This is a genomic window from Ochrobactrum sp. XJ1, assembly GCF_024701725.1.
In the GTDB taxonomy this organism is placed as follows: domain Bacteria; phylum Pseudomonadota; class Alphaproteobacteria; order Rhizobiales; family Rhizobiaceae; genus Brucella; species Brucella anthropi.
In genome coordinates, this window is record NZ_VDGD01000001.1 from 255,474 (window position 1) to 277,260 (window position 21,787).

The window sequence follows — 21,787 nt, forward strand, 5'->3', positions numbered from 1 at the left end:
TATCCACGAATTTCTGAGGTTAAATCATTGATCGCCCAAAATATATCGACCAATATGAACCAAAGTTGAGTGAAGCTTCGGAGGGGAAGAATGGATCCGGCTTTGACAACGGGTGTGCCGCCAGCCGAAGCCTTTGGCCATGTCCGCATCATCATAGGCATGATCCTCGGCCTGTGTGTTTCACGCCTTTTGACTGGATTGGCACGCTTTATCCAGCATCCCGGCAAGCAGAAAATTTACCCGGTCCATCTGGCTTGGGTGGGTTTCATCCTGCTTTCGGTCATCCATTTCTGGTGGTTCGAGTTCAGCTTGCGAACCATTCCGCTCTGGACTTTCGAGAAGTATCTGTTCGTAATCTTCTATGCCGGATTGTATTTCCTGCTCTGCACGCTGCTCTTCCCCGACAGTATGGAAGAATATACCGGCTACCGCGATTACTTCATTTCCCGGCGCAAGTGGTTTTTCGGCATTCTGGCGCTGGTCTATGTGGCTGATTTCATCGATACGTTGTTGAAGGGAGCCGATCACTACCGGCTCTATGGCACTGAATATCCGATTCAGGTTGCAGGCTTTATCCTGTTCAGTCTGATTGCGGTGTTCTGGGATAACCGGCGCTATCATGCGATCTTCGCTGCCGCCGCGCTGATTTACCAGATCACCTTCACACTGCGCCACTTCGCGACGTTGAGTTAGAGCATGTCTTTATCCCGCAACGATAGGATAAAGACATGCGTAGAAACAAAGAGATAGAGTATTTTCGATGATTCAATCAAAACAGGAAATGCTCTAACGCTTTTCGGCATTGCGCCGGGTTTCCGCGTCCACGATTTCGCGGAACTGGCGTAGCAGCGGGTGGCGCGCTGTCTGCTTGACGCCGTAGTCGAGATTGAATGCATAATCAAAATCCGGCGGATTGAGCCCGATATTATGCTGCATCATGGTTTCGAGCTTGTCGAAGCCCTTGGCAAAGATAGCTTCAGTCGATTTGCCTTCGCTGTAATCCGCCCACAGCTCCATGATTTCTGCGCGCAGATCCTCCGGCAGCGGGGCACACAGCGTCATGAGGTCCGTTTTTTCGCGCTCGGCTCGCCCGTCATCGGCAGATTGGTGGATTGCGGGCACATCGCCGGAAATCGCCTCGCCCAGATCGTGGACGATGCACATCTTGATGAGTTTCAGCCGGTCGCAATCGCCCAGCTCGCGGTCGAACAGCGTAGCCAGAAGGCATAGCCGCCAGCTATGTTCGGCGGTGCTTTCCGGTCGGCCCTGTGAGGTATGACCGGATCGCAAAGTGCTTTTCAGCCGCTCTGCATTCTGGATAAACTGGATTATGCCACTCAGCCGCTCTGGATCGATCGGGTATTCCGTTTCGGTGCTCACAACGGCCTCCTGATTTATCTGTATGAATCAATACATATAATTGCAATTTTAACGATTTATTTGCCATGATGAATACTAATCTGGATTAATAGCCACGGGTGAAAAACGGGACGGAGCGATGGTGGAAAGGGACGGAGAAAGGAGACGTGCTGCTGCGCGCCCACTTCTGGCCTATGCGCCGGAATTCCTTGTGCCTGTACCATCCGTTCGCGCGACCGAAGGCAATGACGAAGAGCGCGAACATCAAAGGCGCCGCGAGGAGTTGCTCCGCCGCAAACAGGATTTGTTAGACGCTGAAGCGAGCGAGCGAGTTGATCCGAAGGCGGATATGCAGGGCCGGATGAATGCCGTGCGGGAGGCGCTGCAAGCCAATCTCGACGGTGCACCGATCAAGACGCAATCCGCGCCAGCTGCCCCCACATCAACCATCGTCCCGAAGCTTGAAAAGCCGCTACAATTGCCACGCCGCAGGCGTCGCTGGGGGCTTCTGGCGGGTTTCACAATGCTGGGCGGAATTATCGGAACCGCATATGCTGTTCTGGAGCCGCCCCAATATAGCGCGACAGCATCCTTGCAGGTTTTCCCGCCCGAGCGGCGGAGCGAAATTGCCTCGAATGCCGTGCTTGAGCGCGCCGCACAGATGGCGCGCATTGAACGTGCAGCCGATCTCGGCGCTCCTTCATTTCTGGAGGAATTGCACTTTCGCCTGACCCTATTGTTGCCCGAAGACCAGCAATCTCCGGCCCTGGCCGGACACAAAAAGATGTCGGGTGCGCAATTGCTGCGCCAGCGTCTTGATTTTACACAGGCACTCGACAGCGGCACGGTCAATGTCGAGGCTATGGCTGACAGGCCGGAAACGGCAGCACTTTTGGCCAATGCCGTTGCACAGGCGTTTCGCGATCATCTGCAGGGTGGCGCGGAACTGAGCGGGTCTGAGGGTGATCTTCCGACGCGCCTGCAAAGTCTGGAAACAGACGCCGAAGCGGCGCAGCAGGCGGCAACTGCTTTTCGCGTCAGCCGCGATTTTGGCGACGACGACAACAAGGCCGCACTTCAACGTGAATTCGCCGACAGCAAGGCCGAGACAGCGCGCATCGCAGCGGAGGCCAACAGCCTGAACGGCGCGACTGCGGAGAGCCTCGCCGGTAAGGGCGTGCCTGAAACCATGCGATCTGGAGCGTTGGGTGCTCTGGTGGAGCGTTATCGCGCTGCAGGGCAGGGGGCTGACGCGAACCAGATCGAAGCGGAAATCGACAAGGAGATTTCCAGCCAGCGTAGTGTGTTACAGGCCGATCTTAAGAATGCAGTCGAACGCGAGCAAAAGGCAGCAGCTGCTATTGCCGGTTTCGGCTCGACGCCTGCCACGGACGAAGACAAAGCACGCCTGCAGATGCTGGAACGCGATGCGGCGGCAAAGCAGGCGCTGTTTGAAGATTTGCAGATGCGTGCGGCACGGGGCGAACCTGCCTCGGCGGGGTCTGCTGCGACGGTGCGGATCGTTACGCCAGCGATGGCGGAACCGAACCCGCGCACTCTCTCTCCACAAGGGATTATCGCCCTTGGATTGCTGGGCGGGTTTTTGCTTGGCCTTCTTGCGATGATGCTGGCCGGTCGCAAGCCCCGATCGTCGGTCAGAAGCGAAGCCGATCCGGACGAGGTACTGGAACCCTATGGCGAAACCCGGCTTGCTGCCGTTATCCGCGAAGCCAATGCGCGCTGGGAAGCCGAGAATGAAGGCACCAACAGCACCACGGAAAATGCCGCCCTCGGTCGTGCCATCGATGATGTGCGCTCATCCCGTGTCGCAAAGTCCTGACCGGTTCTCGCAGGACTTTCCGTTCTGAAACTTCATAAAATCCTGCATTGTCGCGCATTCGCCAATTGTCATCGGGCATCATGACGCTTATGGGCATGTGTACGAAAAAGATGTCGTGTATCTCCCAGACACTTAAGCCCGATATCACAAAAGAACGGAGCGCTCGCTATGGCTCAATTGATTGATGGCAAGAAGCTCGCCGAGGATGTGGTTTCCACGGTGAAGACCGAAACCGAAAAGCTCGTGGCCGCAACCGGCATCGTGCCCGGCATTGCGGTGGTGATTGTCGGTGAAGACCCGGCAAGTCAGGTCTATGTCGCTTCCAAGAGCAAGAAGGCCAAGGAATGCGGTTTCCACTCGGTGCAGCACGATCTGCCGGAAACGGCGTCGGAGCAGGAGCTTCTCGACCTGATTGAGAGCTTGAACAAGGATCCCGCCATTCACGGCATTCTGGTGCAGTTGCCGCTGCCGAAGCACATCGACTCGGGCCGGGTGATCCAGACCATTTCACCCGACAAGGATGTCGATGGCTTTCACTTTATCAATGTCGGCAAGCTTGGCACCGGCGAAGTTGAAACGGCTTTCGTTCCCTGCACGCCCGCGGGCGCGATGATCATGATTGAGCGCATCCATGGCCGTGATCTTTCGGGCCTTAATGCCGTGGTAATCGGTCGCTCCAACATTGTTGGCAAGCCGATGTTCAATCTTCTGCTCGCTGCCAATGCAACCGTTACGGTTGCGCACAGCCGCACGAAAGACCTGCCCGCGATTGCCCGCACTGCGGATATTCTGGTGGCGGCGGTCGGACGCCCGCAAATGGTCAAGGGCGATTGGGTCAAGCCGGGCGCAACGGTGATCGACGTCGGTATCAATCGCATTCCGGCACCGGAACGGGGCGAGGGTAAGACGCGACTGGTCGGCGATGTCGATTTCGCGGAAGCCGAAAAAGTTGCCGGAGCGATCACGCCAGTTCCAGGTGGCGTCGGTCCGATGACCATCGCCATGCTGATGGCCAACACGCTGACTGCGGCCTGCCGCACTGCTGGCGTGAAAAAGCCAGTTTTTTGACACAATTGAGCCGCGCTTTTTGCGCAGTTTTATTCCGGTTTTGATGGTTTGAGAGGCAAAACAGCTGAAATCGCTGTTTTGCCTTAATTTCATTCGGACTGTTTTCAGAACACCGAAGCGCCTTCGTCGGCCCGTCCCGCGATTTGGCGGAAAGCGCGGAACAATTCGCGCCCCATGCCATGCTCGTTGCCTGAAAGATCAGGACGGTCTTCGCCACGATCATTCAGCAAGGCCACATTGACCAGAGCTTCCAGAGTGCCGTTCACGGCATCCAGACGAATGACATCGCCGTCGCGGATTTTTCCGATGGCGCCGCCATCGAGAGCCTCCGGTGTGACGTGGATAGCGGAGGGCACCTTGCCTGATGCACCGGACAGGCGACCGTCGGTAACAAGAGCAACACGCTGGCCGCGATCCTGCAGAATGCCCAGAACCGTCATCAGCTTGTGCAGCTCGGGCATACCATTGGCTTTCGGCCCCTGATAGCGAACCACCGCGATGAAATCACCGGTCAGCTCGCCAGCCTTGAACGCGGCCTGCATTTCTGCCTGATCGTTGAAGACCTTGGCGGGCGCTTCGATGACCTGGCGCTCCGGCTTCACGGCGGAAACCTTGATGATCGCATTGCCGATATTGCCGGTCAGAACCTTGAGGCCGCCGGTCGGCTGGAATGGCGCATGGATCTTGGCCAGAACCTTGTCGTCGCCGCTTTTCTCCGGCACCGGCTCACGCACGACTGTACCGTCAGCACCCAACTTCGGTTCGATCGCGTAAGGACGCAGACCTTCGCCGAACACGGTGCGCACATCCTCATGCAGGATGCCGCCATCGAGCAGTTCGCGGATCAGGAAGCCCATGCCGCCAGCGGCATGGAAATGGTTCACGTCGGCAAGGCCGTTCGGATAGACGCGGGCCAGAAGCGGAACCACATCCGAAATCTCGGAAATATCGTGCCATGTCAGCTTGATACCGGCCGCAGCTGCCATGGCGATCAGGTGGATGGTATGGTTGGTCGAGCCGCCGGTCGCATTCAGACCAATGACGCCATTGACGAAGGAACGCTCGTCCAGCATCTCGCCGACCGGCGTATATTCATTGCCGCAGGCAGTGATCGCCAGCGCGCGTTTGGCGGCCTCGCGGGTCAAGGCGTCGCGGAGCGGCGTGCCCGGATTAATGAAGGATGCGCCCGGCAGATGCAGGCCCATGATTTCCATCAGCATCTGGTTGGAATTGGCCGTGCCGTAGAAAGTGCAGGTGCCGGGACCGTGATAGGACTTCGATTCCGATTCCAGAAGCTCGGCACGCCCGACCTTGCCTTCGGCATAGAGCTGGCGGGTCTTGGCCTTTTCATCGTTCGGCAGGCCGCTGGTCATCGGACCGGCAGGCACGAACACGGCGGGCAGGTGGCCGAAGGTCAGCGCACCAATGATGAGACCGGGCACGATCTTGTCGCAGACACCGAGATAGACGGCCGCATCGAACATATCGTGCGACAGGCCGACGGCGGTTGCCATCGCAATCACTTCGCGGGAGAACAGCGACAGTTCCATGCCCGCAAAACCCTGCGTAACCCCATCGCACATGGCAGGCACGCCGCCAGCAACCTGCGCCACGCCACCCGCTTCACGTGCAGCCTGCTTGATAAGCTGCGGGAAGGTTTCGAATGGCTGATGCGCCGATAGCATGTCGTTATAGGCGGTGATGATGCCGAGGTTCGGAATCTCGTCGCCGATCAGCGCCGCCTTGTCGTGCGGGCCGCAGGCGGCGAAACCATGCGCGAGATTGGCACAGCCCAGCACTGCGCGTTTTGGCTTGTTGGATGAAGCCTCTCGCACACGGCCAAGATAGGCTTCGCGTGTCGGCTTGGACCGTTCGCGAATGCGCGCGGTGATTTCCTGAATGCGTTTATGTGCCGTCTCGGTGGGCATGGGTATCACCTGTGCCAATCTGGCTTGAATCGAATTTAACTTGTCCAGTAGAGCTGGATCGGTGTGCGCGCATGATGGAAGACAGCCCGCACGGGCATTTCATTCTCGTCATCGCCGGAAAGCGCCTTTTCCAGCGTTGCCTGCTTGGCAGCGCCTTCGATATGCAGAACCAGCAGGTCGGCTTCGGCAATGATGGGAAGGGTCAGGGTCAGACGTTTTTCGCCAGCACCCTCGGCATGGATCGGCAGCACAAGCGCCCTTGTTTCCGGGTTGATCGCCTGATCAAGCCGGTCGGCACCGGGAAAGAAGGAGGCGGTATGACCATCATTGCCCATGCCAAGCACCACCACGTCGAAAGGACGACGCAACGCATCGATGCGGCTGGCGGCAGCAAGCGCCGCCGTTTCGGCCGTCGCCGCCGGATTGTAAAGGCCGACGAATTTGGCCACGCCCGCATGATCGCGCAAAAGATGCTCGCGCACCAGCTTTTCGTTGGAACGGTCGCTATCGACGGGGACGAAACGCTCATCCACAAGGGTGATCGTGACGAGGTTCCAGTCGATCATCTTGCGGGAGAGCACTTCGAACAGCTTGAGCGGCGTGGTGCCGCCAGAGACGGCCAAGGTGGCCTGTCCCCGTTCAGCGATGGCGGCATTCAGCTTGTTCGCAATGGCTTCCGACAATGCCTGCGCCAGTTCCGTTCCGCTGGTAAAATCGTGCCGTTCAATGCTCATTCCATACCTTTCCAAAGCAGAAACCAGAGCGGTTTCAATCGGATAAAATCGTGAAGCCGCTCTATCTCTTTGTTTTGACGCGCATCTTTTCCGAAAACCGTTTCACACTTTTCGGGATGCGCTCTAGAGGCTCTCGTGCCATGTGCGTCCGTCACGCTCAATGAGCGCGATGGACGATGACGGTCCCCAAGTTCCTGCTGTGTAGCCCTGCACAGGCTGGCTGTTCAATTCCCACCCCTGAAGGATAGGGTCGACCCAGCGCCATGCCGCCTCAACTTCGTCGCGCCGCATGAAAAGGGTCTGGTTACCGCGAACGACATCCATGATGAGACGTTCATAGGCATCCGGATTGCGCTCGCTGAAAGATTCGGCAAAGCTCATATCCAGCGGCACGTGACGCAGGCGCATACCGCCCGGACCCGGATCCTTGATCATCATCCACTGCTTCACGCCTTCATCCGGTTGCAGGCGGATGACAAGCTGGTTGGCGATGACCTTGCCAGCACTTTCGCCGAAGATGGAGTGCGGGATCGGCTTGAACGTGACGACGATTTCCGAAACGCGCGTGGCAAGACGCTTGCCGGTGCGCAGATAGAACGGCACGCCAGCCCAGCGCCAGTTGGCGATTTCAGCTTTCAGCGCCACAAAGGTTTCAGTGTTGCTGGTGTTGTTTTCGAGGTCTTCCAGATAGCCCTTGACCGGACCGCCTGCGGATGCGCCTGCACGATATTGGCCGCGAACGGTCAAGTCTTCGACATTTACATTGGTAATTGGCTGAAGGGACCGCAGAACCTTGACCTTCTCGTCATGGACGGCATCGGCCTCCAGCGAGGATGGCGGCTCCATGGCGACAAGGCAGAGCAGCTGAAGAATGTGGTTCTGCACCATGTCGCGCAGCGCACCTGCCGTGTCGTAATAACCGGCGCGGCCCTCAAGGCCGACAGATTCGGCAACCGTGATCTGCACATGGTCGATATGGGCAGAGTTCCACAATGGCTCATAAAGCGCATTGGCAAAGCGCAGCGCCATCAGGTTCTGCACGGTTTCCTTGCCGAGATAGTGGTCAATGCGGAAAATCTGATCTTCGCGGAAAACGCTGCCCAGCGTATCATTGAGCGCCATGGCGGATTCGAGGTCGCGACCGATCGGCTTTTCCACGATGATGCGTGTATCGCGGGTAATCAGGCCATGCGCCTTGAGGCGCGTGGCGATATCGCCGAAGAGCGTGGGGCTGACGGCGAGATAGAAAGCGCGAATCTTTTCCGGCTTCTTGCCGATCAGCGTCTTGAGCGCATCCCAGCCCTCTTCGGACTTGGCATCGACCGCCACATAGCTGAGACGGGCGAGAAACTTGTCGACTTCCTTCTCGTCGACTTCCGAAGCCTTCACATGCTCGTGGATGGCATCGCGTGCGAACTGCCGATATTCCTCATCGGTCATGGCACTGCGCGATGCGCCGATGATGCGCGTTGGGTCGGTGAGCTGGCCTGCACGCTGACGCTGATACAGTGCCGGAATGAGCTTGCGTTCGGCAAGATCGCCGGAACCGCCGAACACGATGCAGTCGAAAGGCTCTACCGGAATTGTCTGGCTGGTCATCTATCGCTCTCTTCTCTTCTTGCGCAAATCAGTCTGCCTGTGGGCAGCATGCGATTTTCACGCTGCCCTTGTCTATTATCTAATCGATTTAAATTCAACAGTCGCAATGCCGCATTCTCGCGAAATTGAAGGCGCCCTGCCATAATTGACGGATTAACGGCTTGTGCACACATGACATGTTCATCTTAAGGCCATATTGGAACAAACAATCTCGATTCAAGTGATTTGGCCAAGTTGGACGGTATCTTGGTTCTGCCAAAGGAGAATGACATGAAGAGGCTGCAGGATAAGGTCGCAATCATCACCGGTGCCGGCTCGGGCTTCGGTTCAGGCATGGCGCGCCGATTTGCAGCCGAAGGTGCAAAAGTCGTTCTCGCCGATGTGAACGTGAAGCGTGTCGAGGATGAGCTTGCCGATATCGGCAAGAATGCTCTTTCCGTGCAGGCCGATGTCTCGCGCAAGGACGACATGGAGCGCGTGGCGCGCACAGCCTTCGAAACGTTCGGCCGCATCGACATCATGATCAACAATGCCGGTTTTACGCATCGCAACATGCCGCTGACCGAAGTGACGGAGGACAGTTTCGACCTGATCGCGTCCGTGAATATGAAGGCGCTTTATTATTCGACGCAGATCGTTGTACCGATCATGGAGCATCAGGGCGGAGGCGTCATCATCAACACGGCTTCGGCTACCGCACTGCGCCCGCGCAAGGGCCTCGTCTGGTACAGCGCTTCCAAGGGCTGGATCATCAGCGCGACCAAGGCGATGGCGCTGGAACTTGCGGACAAGAATATCCGCGTGAACTGCATCTGCCCGGCCGAAAGCGACGGTGAGGCACTGAAACTGTTTCTGGAGGAGGACACGCCGGAGGCTCGTGCAGCACTTAAGGCCACCATTCCCCTCAATCGGTTTTCGACGCCGGAGGATGTGGCCGAAGCTGCACTCTGGCTGGCCTCGGACGCCGCTTCCATGGTGACGGGGACGGCACTGAATATCGACGGTGGTTACTCAATCTAGCCATCGGCTTCGGCAAGGAAGTCATCAAAAATGGCTTCCAGCCGACTGTGCCGTTCAGCGGCCATGAGCTTTCCGGTTTCCGTCTTGAAACCGGAGGCGAGGCCGAACAGTTTGGTGCGGAAATGGTCGAGCGCGAAAAGCTTGTCGTCCAGCGGGCGGTTTTCGGCGTGTGGATCGCGCCAGTCGTAAAGCGCACTGCCCATGCGGCCCGCAATGTAGAAACACCGGGCAGCTCCAATCACGCCAATGGCATCAAGCCGGTCCGCATCCTGCAGGATTTTCGCTTCCATCGTGACAGGCTCGATATTGGCTGAAAAGCTGTGCGCCTCGATGGCATGGGCGGCGAGGTCGATGTGTGTTTCATTCCAGCTGAGACTGCGCAGCAGCGTTGTCGCCTTTTCTGCCGCCAGACGCGAGGCGCGATTTCTGTCGGGCGAATTCTTCTCCACGCTTACGCAGTCATGCAGCAAGGCTGCGGCGCAAAGCACTTCGGCATCGCCGCCTTCCTGACGCTGGATCGCAGCGGCATTTTTCCAGACACGGGCAAGGTGGGACAGGTCATGTGACCCGTCCTCGCCATGTTCGAGCGCATGAGGCAGCAGCCTTTCGGCAAGCGTTGCGAAAGGCGCGAAGATATGTGCTGTCATTCTGGTTCTGCCGTGGGTTTTGCGGATTCGGGAGATGGCCGAAATTATCGGTTCTTGCGCAGGACGGTCCAGTTATAAAATGCGCCGAGAGCCATAATCAGGCATGTGCCGAGAAAAACGGAACGCATGCCGAAGTGACCGCCGACGAAACCGCCAGCGACGGGGCCAGCAACCTGCCCGACATATTGGGCCGAGACGGAATAGCCCAGAATGCCGCCCGCTACGCGGTCGGGCACATTGTGCCGGATGACGCTGGTGATGCAGGGCAGCAATCCGCCCAGCGCCAGCCCCATCAGAAAACGCAGGCCGATCAGCTGCCAGGCTTCCGTCACGAAAGCCTGCGGGATCAGAAGCAGCGCGGAAACTGACAGTGCACCGATGATGACGCGGGTGTGGCCAATGCGGTCGGCAAGGCGCCCCAGTCGCGAGGACGACATGATGCTGCCGAGGGCTGCAGCAGCCATTACCACGCCGGAAATCAGTGTCACTTTCGTCTGATCGTCCATCAGCTGGATCACATAGACGGTGATGATCGGCTCAATCGACATATTGGCAAAAAGCAGCAGCATACCCGTCACCAGCATGGCGATAACCGGTTTCCTGTCAGGAATGGCAGCCCAGATGGATTCCGCCTTCTGCTCTTTGGTCGGCTTCGGTGGCTTGCGCTCTTCGCGTATCAGAAAGGTGGTGGCCAGAAAGGTGAGAAAGATCACGCCGCCAGCCAGCCAGAAGGTTGCGCGAATGCCGATCAGCGGCGGCAAAGCGCCGCCGAGCAGCGGGCCGGCCAGATTGCCCGCCATGATGCCAGCCGAAAGCGCGCCCAGCGCCCAGCCGGTCTTTTCTTTTGGCGTCTGGGTAGCGACGAGGATCATCGAGCCGGACGAATAGCCGCCCGCAATGCCCACGAACAGGCGCAGCGCCACCAGCTGCCAGACGCTCGTCACCATGCCGATCAGCGACATGGCGATGGCCATGCCGAGGCTGGCGCGGATCAGCATCAGCTTACGTCCATGGCGATCGCCGAGCCTGCCCCACAGCGGCGCGACGAAGGCTGCTGCCAGAAAGGTGGCGCCGTAAGCGATACCTGACCACTGCACGATTGCCGCGTGATCGGTGATGCCCAATTGTTCCACATAGAGCGGCAGGAAGGGGAGGAGGAGCGACATGGCAATGAGCGTCGTGAACGAACCGATGAGGCAGATCAGCAGATTCTGCTTCCAGTAGCGCTCGTGATTATCTTCGACGGCCATATTTTCCTGGCGGGCTGCAGCGACGGTTTCGTCGCTTGCAGCGGCTTGGGCGGTGCTCATGTCATGTCTCGCGATTGCAATGTATTCCATTTTGGGATACCAAAACGGTATGCATGAATGCGCCTGTTGTTGAGGCTTGTCAATTGCAGCGCTGCCTTAGAGAGCGTTTTGTTCTGATTGTATCAGATCAAAACGCTCTCTAAGCCCTTTTATTTGAAGCATAATCTTATCGATTCTCGTTTCACTCCGGTCGGATTATGCTCTAAAATGGAGAATGGTCGCCAATGTCACAGATGAGGCAGGTTGAAACGCAGCTTCGCGACATGATCCTCGGTCTGGAACTGGGGCCGGGCGAACGTTTGACCGAGCGCTGGATCGAGGCACAGTTTGAAGCCTCACGCACGCCGATCCGGGCAGCACTTCTGCGGCTGGAGGCGGAAGGCCTGATCTGTCGTGAAGGGCGCGGCTGGACGGTCTCGCCAATCAATCTCAGCGAAATTGAACAAATCGGTGTCTATCGTGAAGCGCTGGAAATTGCCGCGTTAAAGCTCACCTGCGCGCTTGAAGATCGCAGCGGTGTGGAGCTGATTCTGGCGATGCTGGATAGCTGTGATGCGGACACATCGCGCGAGGAATGGCACCGGATCGGCATGGATTTTCATATCGAACTGGCGCGCCTGTCCGGCAATGAGTTCCTCAGCCGTGGCGTGCGCGATGCTATGCAGCGCCTCTCACGGGCGCGCTGGCTGGAAGTGCGCGACGAGGCGGCGCTCGCTCGCGCATGGGCCGAACACCGCGCCATTCTCGATGCGGTGCGCGAAGGAAATGCCGACAAGGCGACGGCGTTGATGAGCGCGCATCTGGACGGAAGCCGCAGCCGCCTCGTCAATAGTCTGCACGAGGACCGGCGCGGGCTCAAGGCGCGGGGCTTTGCCGTCATCAGTGCGTGACGCAATCATTACCATTCGGGCAGCTTATGGCCGTCTCGCGAATAATATTGCGTGCGCCCATCACCGATGCCGATATCCCGCAAGAGATATTCCGGCGAATGTTCGGTAACGACGATATGAGTACGTTTGCGCGAAAACAGGCGGGAGAACAGCGCGCTCCAGCCGCTTTCCGGTCTGTGGTTGATCGTGGGCGCTGTGGCGGTTGTGCAGGCAGAATCGACGTTTTTCATGATCTCACCTATCGAATGAAGCGGCTGTGGGAGGCAGCTGCTTGTTAAATTCTGCCTATAGGTATGCGCCTGAAAACCTTTGTTTTCCAATCGAACCTCGATTAGTATGCATAAGGAGGACTTATGCATCATGACGACAGCGCTTCCCCCTTTATCGGCCATTCGCGTTTTTGAATCCGCCGCCCGCCATGCAAGTTTTACCCGCGCTGCGGAGGAGCTGGGCATGACGCAGGCTGCGGTCAGCTATCAGATCAAGATATTGGAGGAGCGTGTCGGCGCACCGCTTTTCTTACGTATGCCGCGACAGGTGGAACTGACCGAACTTGGCAGGCAGCTTGCTCCCGCGATTACGGAAGCGTTCGAGACGATGCGCAATGCCTTTGCCAGCCTGCGGGAAGATGCGGAAGGTACGCTGTCGATCAGCGTTCTTGCCACTTTTGCCGCCAACTGGCTGGCGCATCGGCTTGGTTCGTTCCAGATGCGGCATCCGTCACTCGCGGTCCGGCTCGATACGTCCGACAGCATGATCGATTTTGCGACGACCAATGTGGACATCGCGATCAGAAGTGGCTTCGGCAAATGGCCGGGGCTGGAGGCGCATCAGCTCATCAAGGCGAGTTTCACGCCCATGCTGAGCCCGGCCTTGGCGGCCACTATAGGCGGGGTGAAAGAACCTGCGGACCTCCTGCGGCTCAAGATCATCGATGTGAGCGATCCGTGGTGGAATATCTGGTTCAAGGCGGCGGGGATCGAAAACCCGCAAATGCAAGGCAATACGCAGAGCCGGCTTGGAGCGCAGCATATTGAAGGTCGGGCGACAGTCGCAGGGCAGGGGGTGGGCATTCTCACGCCTGCTTTCCACCAGATCGAAATCGCTACCGGCCAGCTTATCCAGCCGTTCGATATTCTTGGCGATGATGGACGATCTTATTGGCTCGTCTATCCCAAATCCCGTCGCAATACGCCAAAGGTGCGCGCATTCAGGGAATGGATATTGAGCGAGCTCGACTGCGGATAGATGGCTGCCAAGACAGGCTCAATCTTTCGACACGGCGAGGGAAATCGCGTGCTGGGCGTCATAGGCACGCTTGAAGGCAGGGCGGGCTTCGCCGCGCGCGACATAGGCTGCAAGGTTCGGGTAGTCGTTCAATATGCCTGAACTCTTCAGCCTTCGCAGCACGGTCACCATCAGAAGATCACCGGCGCTGAACGCGCCCTCCAGCCAGTCCTTGTTGACAAGACAGGCGGAAAGGGCATCAAGTCTTTTGCGGATACGCGCTTCCACGATGGGGATGCGCTGCTCGTACCAGCTTTCCTTGCGTTCTACGAAACCGGCGACTTCCCTTTCGAGGATCACTGGCTCGATGGTGTTATGCGCGGCGAACATCCATGTGATGGCGCGTGCCCGGCCATTGGCGTCATCCGGCAGAAGGCCTGGGTTCTGTTCTGCAATATGAAGCACAATTGACCCGGATTCGAACAGCGCCAGATCGCCCTCTTCATAGGTTGGTATCTGCCCGAAAGGTTGCAGATCGAGATGGGGGTGGGCTTTCAGCGCCTCAAACGAGACGAGGCGGACATCATAGTCCTGCCCGGTCTCTTCAAGCGCCCATCGAACGGGCATGTCACGCGCCATCCCTCGGCCGCGATCGGGCGAATTTTCAAATGCGGTGATGACGGGACGTTTCGGACTGTTGCTGTTGGTGGACGCGTTTTTCATGATGGTTCCTCCTCACTACAGCACAGCTGCTCGCAAGGTGTGTTGCAAACCGTGCGCCGGTTCAGTGGCAGCCTGCTGTCGCTTGCTCTGAGCGGTTCCCGATATGATCGGGAAATCTCCTCTGCTAAATAATACCGACCGGTTGGTATGTTGTCAATGTGGAGAGGCAGGAAGATGGGGCAAGGGGGCGGAGCGAGGGTAGAAGGAGGAACCGGGAGATGGGCGTTGGAAAGGTGGGAGCAGGTGAAAGGAAACGGGGAAAGGATGAGCGGATTGGTGCTGTTTGGATTTAAACAGATCACGGAAAAGCAGCCTATCTTGTGGCGTTCTCATACATCAATTTCACCATAACGTGGCGATTAGTTCCGTCGATTGGTTTCGTGGGAGGCAGTTTGTTCCATCGCATAAGAACCAAAATGTCGGGCATTCAAATTTTTTTCCACCGGATGTCACATTCGGCGTTGCTGTCTCGTCATGTCTATCGAACCCCTTGAACCGAAAGGAACAATACCATGACCCCTCTGCTCAACCCGTTCGATGTTGCCCCTGCCACGATGAAATCCTGGTTGAACGCTTCGATGACCATCGCATCCAGTCTGGAAGCGAGCCTGATCGAGCTTGTCAAAATCCGCTCCTCGCAGATCAATGCCTGCGCCAATTGCATCAATATGCATACGCTTGAAGCACGTTCTCTTGGCGAGACCGAACAACGCATCTATTTGTTGTCCGCATGGCGCGAAGCACCGTGCTACTCTGAGCGCGAACGTGCGGCTCTGGGATGGGTCGATGCGCTGACCCGTTTGTCACAAGGTCACGATCTGGAAGACGCCCGCACTGCCATGCAGGCACAGTTCACTGAGGAGGAGCAAGTGAACCTTACGCTGATGATCAACATCATCAATGGATGGAACCGCATGGCGGTTGGCTTCGGCCTCTGGTTCGAGCCGGAAGCCAAGAAGCCGGCAGTAAAGGCAGCCGTCTGATGGCTGACACATCCTTGCAAGGCGATGCAGCTGACAGCTTCGATCCGCTGCGCCCGAAACTGATCCGCGTTGCCTATCGCATGTTGGGTTCGGTCGCCGATGCCGAGGATATGGTGCAGGAGGCGTTCATCCGATGGATGAACGCCGACCGCAGCGAAGTGCGCGAACCGGAGGCCTTTCTGCGTCGCACCGTTACCCGCCTGTGCCTCGATTTTCTGAAATCCGGTCGCAACCAGCGCGAAACCTATTTCGGGCCGTGGATTCCCGATCCGGTTGTCGAAGAGGAAGCGGATGACGATGTCACCCTTCCGCTCATGCTGGCGCTGGAGCGTCTTTCGCCATTGGAACGCGCCGCCTTCCTGCTGCATGATGTCTTCGGACTGGATTTCGACGAGATAGCCAGGACAATCCAGCGCGATGCCGCTGCCTGCCGCCAGCTTGCTGCACGGGCGCGCAAGCATGTGCGCGAGGAGCGTCCGCGTTTTCAGGTCGATAAGCAGCGCGGGCTCGAACTCGCGCAGGCCTTCTTCAATGCATCGCGCAGCGGCGACATGAATGCGCTTGGTGCGATGCTGGCAGCAGATGTCAACCTTCAGGCCGATGGTGGCGGCAAGCGCCCGGCTTTCCCGAAGCCTGTTTTCGGCTTCGAAGAGGTGATGAAAACCCACGAGAAACTGGCGGGCTATTTCCGTGGCAACCAGTCCACGCTTTTGCGTGCGGTCTTCATCAATGGTTTGCCCGGCATCATCACGCGTGAAGCCGATGGCGAAATCCAGACGACAGCTCTCGATATTGAGGACGGCAAGATTGTCGGCATCTATGTGGTCCGCAACCCGGACAAGCTAAAGCATCTGCACTGAGCAATACCTGGTCCCGCTTTCGGGAGGCATGTTTATTTGCTTTCAAGCATGTCTTTGTCCCGAAACCGGTCTCCACTTTTTGGAGACATGCTTTACCCGATCAGGTAGCGGCAGGCGCCTGCCGCGCCGATGCCGATCAGCACGGTTGGCAGCATGGAAAAGCGCGTCGCAGCGAAGATCGTGATTGCGAGTGCGATCAGGTCGGCAGGCTTGTCGGACACGAAATCGGGCGCGATGACCGAAATCAGAACACAGCCGGGAGCTGCTTCCATCACCGCCGTCGCGCGCTTGCTGAGCGTGCGGTTGCGCAGCAGCACATAGCCGCCGATCCGCGTGAGATAGGTGACACTTGCCATCAGAACGATGGTCAGAACGGCCAATGGATCGATCATTCTTCACCTGCCAGCAGATAGGCTGCAACAAGACCGGACAAGGCACCCGCGGCGACATACCAGGCGCCGGGAATGGTGAGATAGGTCAGCGCGGCCACCACAAGGCTGACCAGCCACGGGCGCGCGGCCGCAAAACCTTTCCACATGCCCGCCAGCAGAACCAGAAACACTGCCGGAAATGCCATGTCGAAACCATAAGGGCGCAGGTCTCCCATCATCGGCCCGAAGGCGGCACCCAGCGTGGTGAATAGAACCCATGCGAGATAGAAAGGAATGGCCACGCCGGCATAGAAGGTGAGGCTCAGCGCCGGATTGACGCCTTTCGACTGGCGACGTTTGGCATCGGCAAGGCCGAGCGCCCAGCTTTCATCGCACATCAGAAACAGGCTCGCAAAAGCCTTGCGCTTGGGCAGATGGCGGATGAAGGGGGCCAGAGCCGCGCCCATCAGCAGATGGCGGCTGTTGACCAGAAAGGTGATCGCAACAATCAGCAGGACATGCGGCGGCGAGGTCCAGAGCTGGATGGCTGCGAATTCCGATCCGCCTGCAAAGTTCAGTCCGGTCATCAGGGGGACTTCGATGACGCTGAGGCCTTTTTGTGCGGCCTGCGCGCCCAGAACCAGCGCATAGGGAATAATGCCAAGCAGAACCGGCAGACCGGCTGCGGCCCCGCGACGGAATTCCGAGCCGCGCCCGGATCTGCTTTTTTGAGGCACATAGGCCTGTGAAATATCCATAAATTTCCCGTTGACCAACCGGTAACTGGTTGCCCCTTGCTCAGTCTCTTGCGTGTTTGCTTGAGAAGTTTCGCGACTATAACCAATCTCTTGAGCAATTTGGTTGCGAATTATGCCCTTATGCATCAATATTTGGCAGAGAATGCCAATAAGGTCAGCATAAATGGAATCGAACGCCAATGAAGCTGGATGATATCGATAAACGGATTCTGCGCGTGTTGCAGCGCGATGGCCGCATCGCCAATAACGATCTCGCACGCGAGGTCGGCCTTTCGCCGTCACCATGCCTGCGGCGGGTGAAGCTTCTGGAAGAGGCGGGCGTGATCGACCGTTATGTCGCCGTGCTGAACCCGGCCAAGGTTGGCAAAGGGCTGACTTTCTTCACGCGCATCCGGCTCGACCAGCAGGATGAGGAAACGCTTCAGACTTTCGCCAAGGAAATCCTGAAGCTGCCGCAGGTGCTCGAATGCTATTTCATGCTCGGCGATTATGATGCGATGATCCGCGTGGTGGCGGCGGATATCGAGGATTACCGCCGCTTCCAGTCGGAATATCTGAGCCGTATCAAGGGCGTTCAGAATCTGAAGACCGACGTACCGAGCCAGACAGTCAAGCAGACCTCCGAAATGCCGCTCTAACCTGTCTTGCGGGCGGCGATGCCGGGCAGCAGCGCCAGACTAAGCAGCGCAACCGCGGATAGAATTGCACCGGCGAGGAAGGTGGACGAGGAGCCATAGCTTTCCCACAGCCAACCGGCGCCGATGTTGCCGACAAGCATGACAAGACCCGTTATCACGTTGAACATGCCAAAGGCCGTACCCTTGAGGTGGCCTGGTGCCGTGTCGGCGATGAGCGTTGCGAGAATGCCCTGCGAAAAACCCATATGCAGGCCCCAAAGAACGATGCCGGCAAGGAACGGATAGATCGTGGTCGATTGGGCAATCACAAGATCGGCGACGATCAGGAAGCCGAGACTGGCGGCAAGCAGGCCCTTGCGCCCCAACCTGTCCGAGAGCGCGCCAACCGGATAGGCTGTCAGCCCATAGACGGCATGCATGACAACCATGGTGATCGGTACCCATGCGGCTGCAAACCCGGCTTCCTGCGCCTTAAGGAGCAGGAATGCTTCGCTGAAACGAGCCACGGTAAGGATCGATGCAACTGTAATCACGATCCATACGGTCGCGTTCAGCTTGCCCGCATCGGCAAATCGTGGAAATCCCTTGGAGCGAGCAAGGGGGCGTTTAGAGGGCGTTTCCGGTTCACGAATGCCGACAATTAAAAGCGCGACCGCAATGAAAGCCGGAATGGCAGCAATCCAGAAAATGGTGATGATGTTGCCGCCGGTTGCGAGCATCAGCCCTATGGCAATGAGCGGACCGACGAAGCCGCCGACCGTGTCGAGCGACTTGCGTAGCCCGAAGGCTGCGCCGCGTATTTCCGGCGGTGTCACATCGGCAATCAAGGCATCGCGCGGCGTGCCGCGTATGCCCTTGCCAACACGGTCTATCGCCTTGGCCATTACGATGCCGCCCGCTGTCGTTGCCAGCGGGAAGATAAGCTTGGAAATGGCTGCCAGCCCATAGCCTGCGACGGCAAGCGGCTTCCTTCGGCCTGTCCAGTCGGAGATGACGCCCGAGAAAAGCTTGGTCACCGTTGCTATGGCGACTGACAGCCCTTCGATGAATCCGACCATCATGGCCGAAGCGCCGAGACCGGCCACCAGATAGAGTGGCAGCAGCGTCTGTACCATTTCCGACGAGATATCCATCAGCAGGCTGACGAAACCAAGAATCCATACCGTTGACGGTATGGATGCGGTTTTCTGAGTGGAAGCCATGTTGAAAACCCGAATCTGCCGAAGGAATTATCAAGCTGTTAGCACAGTACGAAAAAAGATGAGTAATAAACTCCTATTATTTCGGATAGGCGTCGGCCATATTCAGCAGTTTAGCTGTATTCTCGTTGAGTATTGGTTGCATGTCGTCAAGCGAGCTGTGTCGACGGGATTGATGATCCAGTTCTTCGTTGATGCGGTCGGCAAGTGCGAAGAAATGTTTGCGTACCTTCGGAGCATAAGGATTGGCGCGCTCGATGGTCTGAAACACTTCCGGTGCATCGTGGCGGACCATGCCGACCGCCTGCATCATAAGGTCGAAGCTCTTTGTCGTCATGCGGGTTGGTAACGGCTCCATCTGCACCAGAACCTTGGCGATCAGATGCGTCAGACCCTGAACCATTGCGGCTTCGCGGTCGTGGTCTTCTGGCGTGGTGACGATGACGTCGAGGGCAAGATGCTTTTTCAGGAAGGCTGCAACGCGGCGAAATTTTGTACCGCGCACGGGACAGACGGCGATTTTCAGACCGGCAATGCCGTCACGCGCGCTCTGCGGACCGAAGAGCGGATGTGTGGCGACAATATCGACATGCATGGGCAGGCCGCGCTGCATGATATCGGCAGGCCCGACCTTGACTGAACCGACGTCGAGAACAAGCGCGCCGGGACGCAGATGCGGCGCGATCATCGCTACCACGCGGTCGAGCGTCGCGACCGGCGTTGCGAGGATGACGATATTGCACCGGGCGACCTGTTCCATGGAGGTCAGGGTAACGCCATGCATTAGCACCGTCTGTTCAAGGTCTGCGACGGGGTCGTAGGCATACAACTGGAAATACGGGTTCAGGTGACGGGCTATAAGCTGCCCGAATGCACCAAAGCCGATAATGCCAATTTTTATATGCTGATTATTGTCGCAAGACATGGACTGACCTCTTTAGGGCCGCATGGCCAGAGGCGCTGTCCTTGAAACTCAACCGCTGGCAATGCAGCGGTTGAACTATGACAAAGCAAACCCGCCGCTATATGAGCGGGGCGTAATAAGACCGGGTGCTGATGAGTGCTTTGTTCATGCCGCCTTGCTATTCCTGCTTTTGGTAGATGTCAACACACCGTCTATTTCATATAGGCGCGAACCACGTCGACGAGTTCGCCTGCACCTTCGTCGCGTTCCTTTTGCGGAAGGGCGCCATCGGCAACATGCATCAGGATGTGGACTTCGATCACTTCCGCCATCAGTCCGTTGACCGCGCCACGGACGCCCGCAATCACCTGCATGACTTCGGCGCAGCCCTTCTCTTCCTCAAGCATCCGTTCCACGCCTTCAAGCTGGCCACGAATGCGACGCACGCGATTGATGAGCTTCTGCTTTTCACGGATAGTGTGGGTCATGGGAACTTCGGTCCTTCATGGCAATGTTGCGATTTTCAGGCAGCGCGCGTTTCCACCTCCACCGTCACATGCGACAAATCATGGATCGCCGCAAGCTTGTTCCGATAGTAGGACGGTGCCTTCGGCTGCTCCGCGACGATCGACACAATGGCACCGTGATGGCCCGGCCCGAGTTGCCAGACATGCAGGTCGGCGATCTCTCCGCCTTCGCGGCTGATGATCTCCGCGATCTCGTCCGGCAGGTCTTCGTCTTCGGGCAGATAATCCAAAAGGGTCGAGCCGGTGTCTTTGATCAGCCCCCATGACCAGTGTGCGATCACCGCAGCGCCGACAATGCCCATTGCCGGGTCGAGCCAGAGCCAGCCATAAAGACTGCCCAGCAGGAGCGCTGCGATGGCAAGCACCGATGTCAGCGCATCGGCGAGCACATGCATATAGGCTGCGCGCAAGTTCTGGTCATGGCCACCCGCGTGATCGTGATCGTGGTCATGGCCATGATGGTGTGAATGATCGTCCCTGAGAAGCCAGGCGCAGACGAGGTTGACGATCAGTCCGATGATTGCGACGAGAATGGCCTCGTGAAAATTGATGTTTACCGGGGAACTGAAGCGCCAGAAGCTTTCCCATCCGATCAGGAGGGCGATCAGTGCGAGAACGATGGCGCTGGCAAAGCCAGCGAGATCGCCAAGCTTGCCTGTGCCGAACGTGAACCGCGAATTATGTGCGTGCTTGCGCGCATAGAGATAGGCAAGGGCCGCGATCAGCATTGCCGCTGCATGGGTGGACATGTGCCAGCCATCGGCAGTGAGCGCCATGGAGCCATAAAGGTTTCCGGCTGTGATCTCGATTATCATCATCGCTGTCGTGATGGCGATCACGATCCAGGTTCGCTTTTCATTACGCCGGTGGTTTTCTCCCAGAAAGACATGGTCGTGTCTGGAACTCAGCTGATGCCGGGAATGGTGGGAGTGATGATGCGCGCTCATGAAAACAGCCTCTCTATTAGAATAGGGGGGTATACTATTTTCTGGAGCGCTACAAATCACACTTTCAGGAGCCGACTTAACTTCGATCAGCAGGAGCAACCGCCGGCAACGCCTTTCAACGGCAGAAAAACTCACCTTTCGATGTAGGGCTTACGCCTATTCGAGGAGGCTTTAGACCTGATTGCCGGAATCTTTTCGAGGTCGGGATCAGTTAAGATCAGACTTGTTAACTTGGGGCAAAGCACTGAAGCGCCG

Annotated in this window: 23 protein-coding genes; 9 read left to right on the forward strand and 14 right to left on the reverse strand. The window is 57.6% G+C overall.

Features of this window, described 5'->3' with window-relative positions; translation table 11 throughout:
• Positions 1-90: 90 nt before the first annotated feature.
• Positions 91-693 (forward strand): hypothetical protein, encoded by a 603-nt coding sequence (locus FG152_RS01295; protein WP_010659149.1) that lies wholly within the window; start codon positions 91-93, stop codon positions 691-693.
• A 93-nt stretch (positions 694-786) separates the two neighbouring features.
• On the opposite strand, the gene FG152_RS01300 is transcribed toward FG152_RS01295, so the two are convergent.
• A complete protein-coding gene (locus tag FG152_RS01300) occupies positions 787-1,380 on the reverse strand; it encodes an HD domain-containing protein (RefSeq protein ID WP_010659148.1) in 594 nt (197 codons plus the stop codon).
• A gap of 118 nt (positions 1,381-1,498) precedes the next feature.
• Here FG152_RS01300 and FG152_RS01305 point away from each other — a divergent pair, with 118 nt between their 5' ends.
• Positions 1,499-3,199: a GumC domain-containing protein gene (locus FG152_RS01305; RefSeq protein ID WP_010659147.1), complete on the forward strand. Its 1,701-nt coding sequence runs from the start codon at positions 1,499-1,501 to the stop codon at positions 3,197-3,199.
• 168 nt (positions 3,200-3,367) lie between these two features.
• Positions 3,368-4,267: a bifunctional methylenetetrahydrofolate dehydrogenase/methenyltetrahydrofolate cyclohydrolase FolD gene (folD, locus tag FG152_RS01310; protein ID WP_036579170.1), complete on the forward strand. Its 900-nt coding sequence runs from the start codon at positions 3,368-3,370 to the stop codon at positions 4,265-4,267.
• A gap of 104 nt (positions 4,268-4,371) precedes the next feature.
• Here folD and edd read toward each other — a convergent pair whose 3' ends face one another.
• The 3 genes from edd to zwf all read right to left on the reverse strand — a co-directional run bounded on the left by edd (position 4,372) and on the right by zwf (position 8,528).
• Positions 4,372-6,195, reverse strand: a complete 1,824-nt coding sequence (edd, locus tag FG152_RS01315) for a phosphogluconate dehydratase (protein WP_010659145.1) — start codon at positions 6,193-6,195, stop codon at positions 4,372-4,374.
• A gap of 35 nt (positions 6,196-6,230) precedes the next feature.
• Positions 6,231-6,929: a 6-phosphogluconolactonase gene (pgl, locus tag FG152_RS01320; RefSeq protein WP_010659144.1), complete on the reverse strand. Its 699-nt coding sequence runs from the start codon at positions 6,927-6,929 to the stop codon at positions 6,231-6,233.
• Positions 6,930-7,052: 123 nt separating this feature from the next.
• On the reverse strand, positions 7,053-8,528 hold the full coding sequence (gene zwf, locus FG152_RS01325) for a glucose-6-phosphate dehydrogenase (RefSeq protein WP_010659143.1): 1,476 nt from the start codon (positions 8,526-8,528) through the stop codon (positions 7,053-7,055).
• Positions 8,529-8,798: 270 nt separating this feature from the next.
• Between zwf and FG152_RS01330 the strand changes: the two genes are divergently transcribed.
• Positions 8,799-9,548: an SDR family oxidoreductase gene (locus FG152_RS01330; RefSeq protein ID WP_010659142.1), complete on the forward strand. Its 750-nt coding sequence runs from the start codon at positions 8,799-8,801 to the stop codon at positions 9,546-9,548.
• On the opposite strand, the gene FG152_RS01335 is transcribed toward FG152_RS01330, so the two are convergent.
• Positions 9,545-10,195: an HD domain-containing protein gene (locus FG152_RS01335; RefSeq protein WP_010659141.1), complete on the reverse strand. Its 651-nt coding sequence runs from the start codon at positions 10,193-10,195 to the stop codon at positions 9,545-9,547. The genes FG152_RS01330 and FG152_RS01335 overlap by 4 nt on opposite strands.
• Before the next feature lie 44 nt (positions 10,196-10,239).
• Positions 10,240-11,505, reverse strand: coding sequence for a multidrug efflux MFS transporter (locus tag FG152_RS01340; RefSeq protein ID WP_010659140.1), 1,266 nt, complete (start codon positions 11,503-11,505; stop codon positions 10,240-10,242).
• A 224-nt stretch (positions 11,506-11,729) separates the two neighbouring features.
• Between FG152_RS01340 and FG152_RS01345 the strand changes: the two genes are divergently transcribed.
• Positions 11,730-12,395, forward strand: coding sequence for a GntR family transcriptional regulator (locus tag FG152_RS01345; RefSeq protein WP_010659139.1), 666 nt, complete (start codon positions 11,730-11,732; stop codon positions 12,393-12,395).
• Positions 12,396-12,403: 8 nt separating this feature from the next.
• Here FG152_RS01345 and FG152_RS01350 read toward each other — a convergent pair whose 3' ends face one another.
• The gene (locus FG152_RS01350; protein ID WP_010659138.1) at positions 12,404-12,625 is read right to left on the reverse strand and encodes a hypothetical protein; all 222 of its coding nucleotides are present in this window, start codon (positions 12,623-12,625) and stop codon (positions 12,404-12,406) included.
• Positions 12,626-12,755: 130 nt separating this feature from the next.
• Here FG152_RS01350 and gcvA point away from each other — a divergent pair, with 130 nt between their 5' ends.
• A complete protein-coding gene (gene gcvA / locus FG152_RS01355; RefSeq protein WP_010659137.1) occupies positions 12,756-13,643 on the forward strand; it encodes a transcriptional regulator GcvA in 888 nt (295 codons plus the stop codon).
• 18 nt (positions 13,644-13,661) lie between these two features.
• Here the strand turns inward: gcvA and FG152_RS01360 are convergent, their stop codons facing one another.
• On the reverse strand, positions 13,662-14,345 hold the full coding sequence (locus tag FG152_RS01360; protein ID WP_010659136.1) for a glutathione S-transferase family protein: 684 nt from the start codon (positions 14,343-14,345) through the stop codon (positions 13,662-13,664).
• Positions 14,346-14,857: 512 nt separating this feature from the next.
• On the opposite strand from FG152_RS01360, the gene FG152_RS01365 reads away from it, so the two are divergent.
• Together FG152_RS01365 and FG152_RS01370 are read left to right on the forward strand one after the other, a co-directional pair.
• Entirely contained in the window at positions 14,858-15,328 is a 471-nt protein-coding gene (locus FG152_RS01365) for a carboxymuconolactone decarboxylase family protein (protein WP_010659135.1), read from the forward strand.
• Complete coding sequence (locus FG152_RS01370; protein ID WP_010659134.1) at positions 15,328-16,188, forward strand: sigma-70 family RNA polymerase sigma factor; 861 nt, start codon at positions 15,328-15,330, stop codon at positions 16,186-16,188. Before FG152_RS01365 ends, FG152_RS01370 begins: the two co-directional genes overlap by 1 nt.
• A gap of 92 nt (positions 16,189-16,280) precedes the next feature.
• Here the strand turns inward: FG152_RS01370 and FG152_RS01375 are convergent, their stop codons facing one another.
• Both FG152_RS01375 and FG152_RS01380 read right to left on the reverse strand, forming a co-directional pair.
• The gene (locus tag FG152_RS01375) at positions 16,281-16,580 is read right to left on the reverse strand and encodes an AzlD family protein (protein WP_010659133.1); all 300 of its coding nucleotides are present in this window, start codon (positions 16,578-16,580) and stop codon (positions 16,281-16,283) included.
• Positions 16,577-17,317: an AzlC family ABC transporter permease gene (locus tag FG152_RS01380; RefSeq protein WP_010659132.1), complete on the reverse strand. Its 741-nt coding sequence runs from the start codon at positions 17,315-17,317 to the stop codon at positions 16,577-16,579. Before FG152_RS01380 ends, FG152_RS01375 begins: the two co-directional genes overlap by 4 nt.
• A gap of 179 nt (positions 17,318-17,496) precedes the next feature.
• Between FG152_RS01380 and FG152_RS01385 the strand changes: the two genes are divergently transcribed.
• On the forward strand, positions 17,497-17,955 hold the full coding sequence (locus FG152_RS01385; RefSeq protein ID WP_010659131.1) for an Lrp/AsnC family transcriptional regulator: 459 nt from the start codon (positions 17,497-17,499) through the stop codon (positions 17,953-17,955).
• Here the strand turns inward: FG152_RS01385 and FG152_RS01390 are convergent.
• The 4 genes from FG152_RS01390 to dmeF form a co-directional block, all read right to left on the reverse strand.
• Positions 17,952-19,157, reverse strand: coding sequence for an MFS transporter (locus FG152_RS01390; protein WP_010659130.1), 1,206 nt, complete (start codon positions 19,155-19,157; stop codon positions 17,952-17,954). The genes FG152_RS01385 and FG152_RS01390 overlap by 4 nt on opposite strands.
• A gap of 76 nt (positions 19,158-19,233) precedes the next feature.
• Positions 19,234-20,079 (reverse strand): prephenate dehydrogenase/arogenate dehydrogenase family protein, encoded by an 846-nt coding sequence (locus tag FG152_RS01395; RefSeq protein ID WP_010659129.1) that lies wholly within the window; start codon positions 20,077-20,079, stop codon positions 19,234-19,236.
• Positions 20,080-20,270: 191 nt separating this feature from the next.
• Complete coding sequence (locus FG152_RS01400; RefSeq protein WP_010659128.1) at positions 20,271-20,546, reverse strand: metal/formaldehyde-sensitive transcriptional repressor; 276 nt, start codon at positions 20,544-20,546, stop codon at positions 20,271-20,273.
• Positions 20,547-20,581: 35 nt separating this feature from the next.
• Positions 20,582-21,532, reverse strand: a complete 951-nt coding sequence (dmeF, locus tag FG152_RS01405; RefSeq protein ID WP_498985082.1) for a CDF family Co(II)/Ni(II) efflux transporter DmeF — start codon at positions 21,530-21,532, stop codon at positions 20,582-20,584.
• Between the last annotated feature and the right edge of the window lie 255 nt (positions 21,533-21,787).

Coding starts and splice junctions, on each gene's coding strand:
- FG152_RS01345 (WP_010659139.1), top strand. CDS start 11,730: ATGTCACAGATGAGGCAGGTTGAAACGCAGCTTCGCGACATGATCCTC.
- gcvA (WP_010659137.1), top strand. CDS start 12,756: ATGACGACAGCGCTTCCCCCTTTATCGGCCATTCGCGTTTTTGAATCC.
- pgl (WP_010659144.1), bottom strand. CDS start 6,929: ATGAGCATTGAACGGCACGATTTTACCAGCGGAACGGAACTGGCGCAG.
- FG152_RS01295 (WP_010659149.1), top strand. CDS start 91: ATGGATCCGGCTTTGACAACGGGTGTGCCGCCAGCCGAAGCCTTTGGC.
- FG152_RS01360 (WP_010659136.1), bottom strand. CDS start 14,345: ATGAAAAACGCGTCCACCAACAGCAACAGTCCGAAACGTCCCGTCATC.
- FG152_RS01380 (WP_010659132.1), bottom strand. CDS start 17,317: ATGGATATTTCACAGGCCTATGTGCCTCAAAAAAGCAGATCCGGGCGC.
- FG152_RS01335 (WP_010659141.1), bottom strand. CDS start 10,195: ATGACAGCACATATCTTCGCGCCTTTCGCAACGCTTGCCGAAAGGCTG.
- FG152_RS01385 (WP_010659131.1), top strand. CDS start 17,497: ATGAAGCTGGATGATATCGATAAACGGATTCTGCGCGTGTTGCAGCGC.
- folD (WP_036579170.1), top strand. CDS start 3,368: ATGGCTCAATTGATTGATGGCAAGAAGCTCGCCGAGGATGTGGTTTCC.
- zwf (WP_010659143.1), bottom strand. CDS start 8,528: ATGACCAGCCAGACAATTCCGGTAGAGCCTTTCGACTGCATCGTGTTC.
- FG152_RS01370 (WP_010659134.1), top strand. CDS start 15,328: ATGGCTGACACATCCTTGCAAGGCGATGCAGCTGACAGCTTCGATCCG.
- FG152_RS01330 (WP_010659142.1), top strand. CDS start 8,799: ATGAAGAGGCTGCAGGATAAGGTCGCAATCATCACCGGTGCCGGCTCG.
- FG152_RS01390 (WP_010659130.1), bottom strand. CDS start 19,157: ATGGCTTCCACTCAGAAAACCGCATCCATACCGTCAACGGTATGGATT.
- edd (WP_010659145.1), bottom strand. CDS start 6,195: ATGCCCACCGAGACGGCACATAAACGCATTCAGGAAATCACCGCGCGC.
- FG152_RS01350 (WP_010659138.1), bottom strand. CDS start 12,625: ATGAAAAACGTCGATTCTGCCTGCACAACCGCCACAGCGCCCACGATC.
- dmeF (WP_498985082.1), bottom strand. CDS start 21,532: ATGAGCGCGCATCATCACTCCCACCATTCCCGGCATCAGCTGAGTTCC.
- FG152_RS01400 (WP_010659128.1), bottom strand. CDS start 20,546: ATGACCCACACTATCCGTGAAAAGCAGAAGCTCATCAATCGCGTGCGT.
- FG152_RS01365 (WP_010659135.1), top strand. CDS start 14,858: ATGACCCCTCTGCTCAACCCGTTCGATGTTGCCCCTGCCACGATGAAA.
- FG152_RS01395 (WP_010659129.1), bottom strand. CDS start 20,079: ATGTCTTGCGACAATAATCAGCATATAAAAATTGGCATTATCGGCTTT.
- FG152_RS01305 (WP_010659147.1), top strand. CDS start 1,499: ATGGTGGAAAGGGACGGAGAAAGGAGACGTGCTGCTGCGCGCCCACTT.
- FG152_RS01375 (WP_010659133.1), bottom strand. CDS start 16,580: ATGATCGATCCATTGGCCGTTCTGACCATCGTTCTGATGGCAAGTGTC.
- FG152_RS01340 (WP_010659140.1), bottom strand. CDS start 11,505: ATGAGCACCGCCCAAGCCGCTGCAAGCGACGAAACCGTCGCTGCAGCC.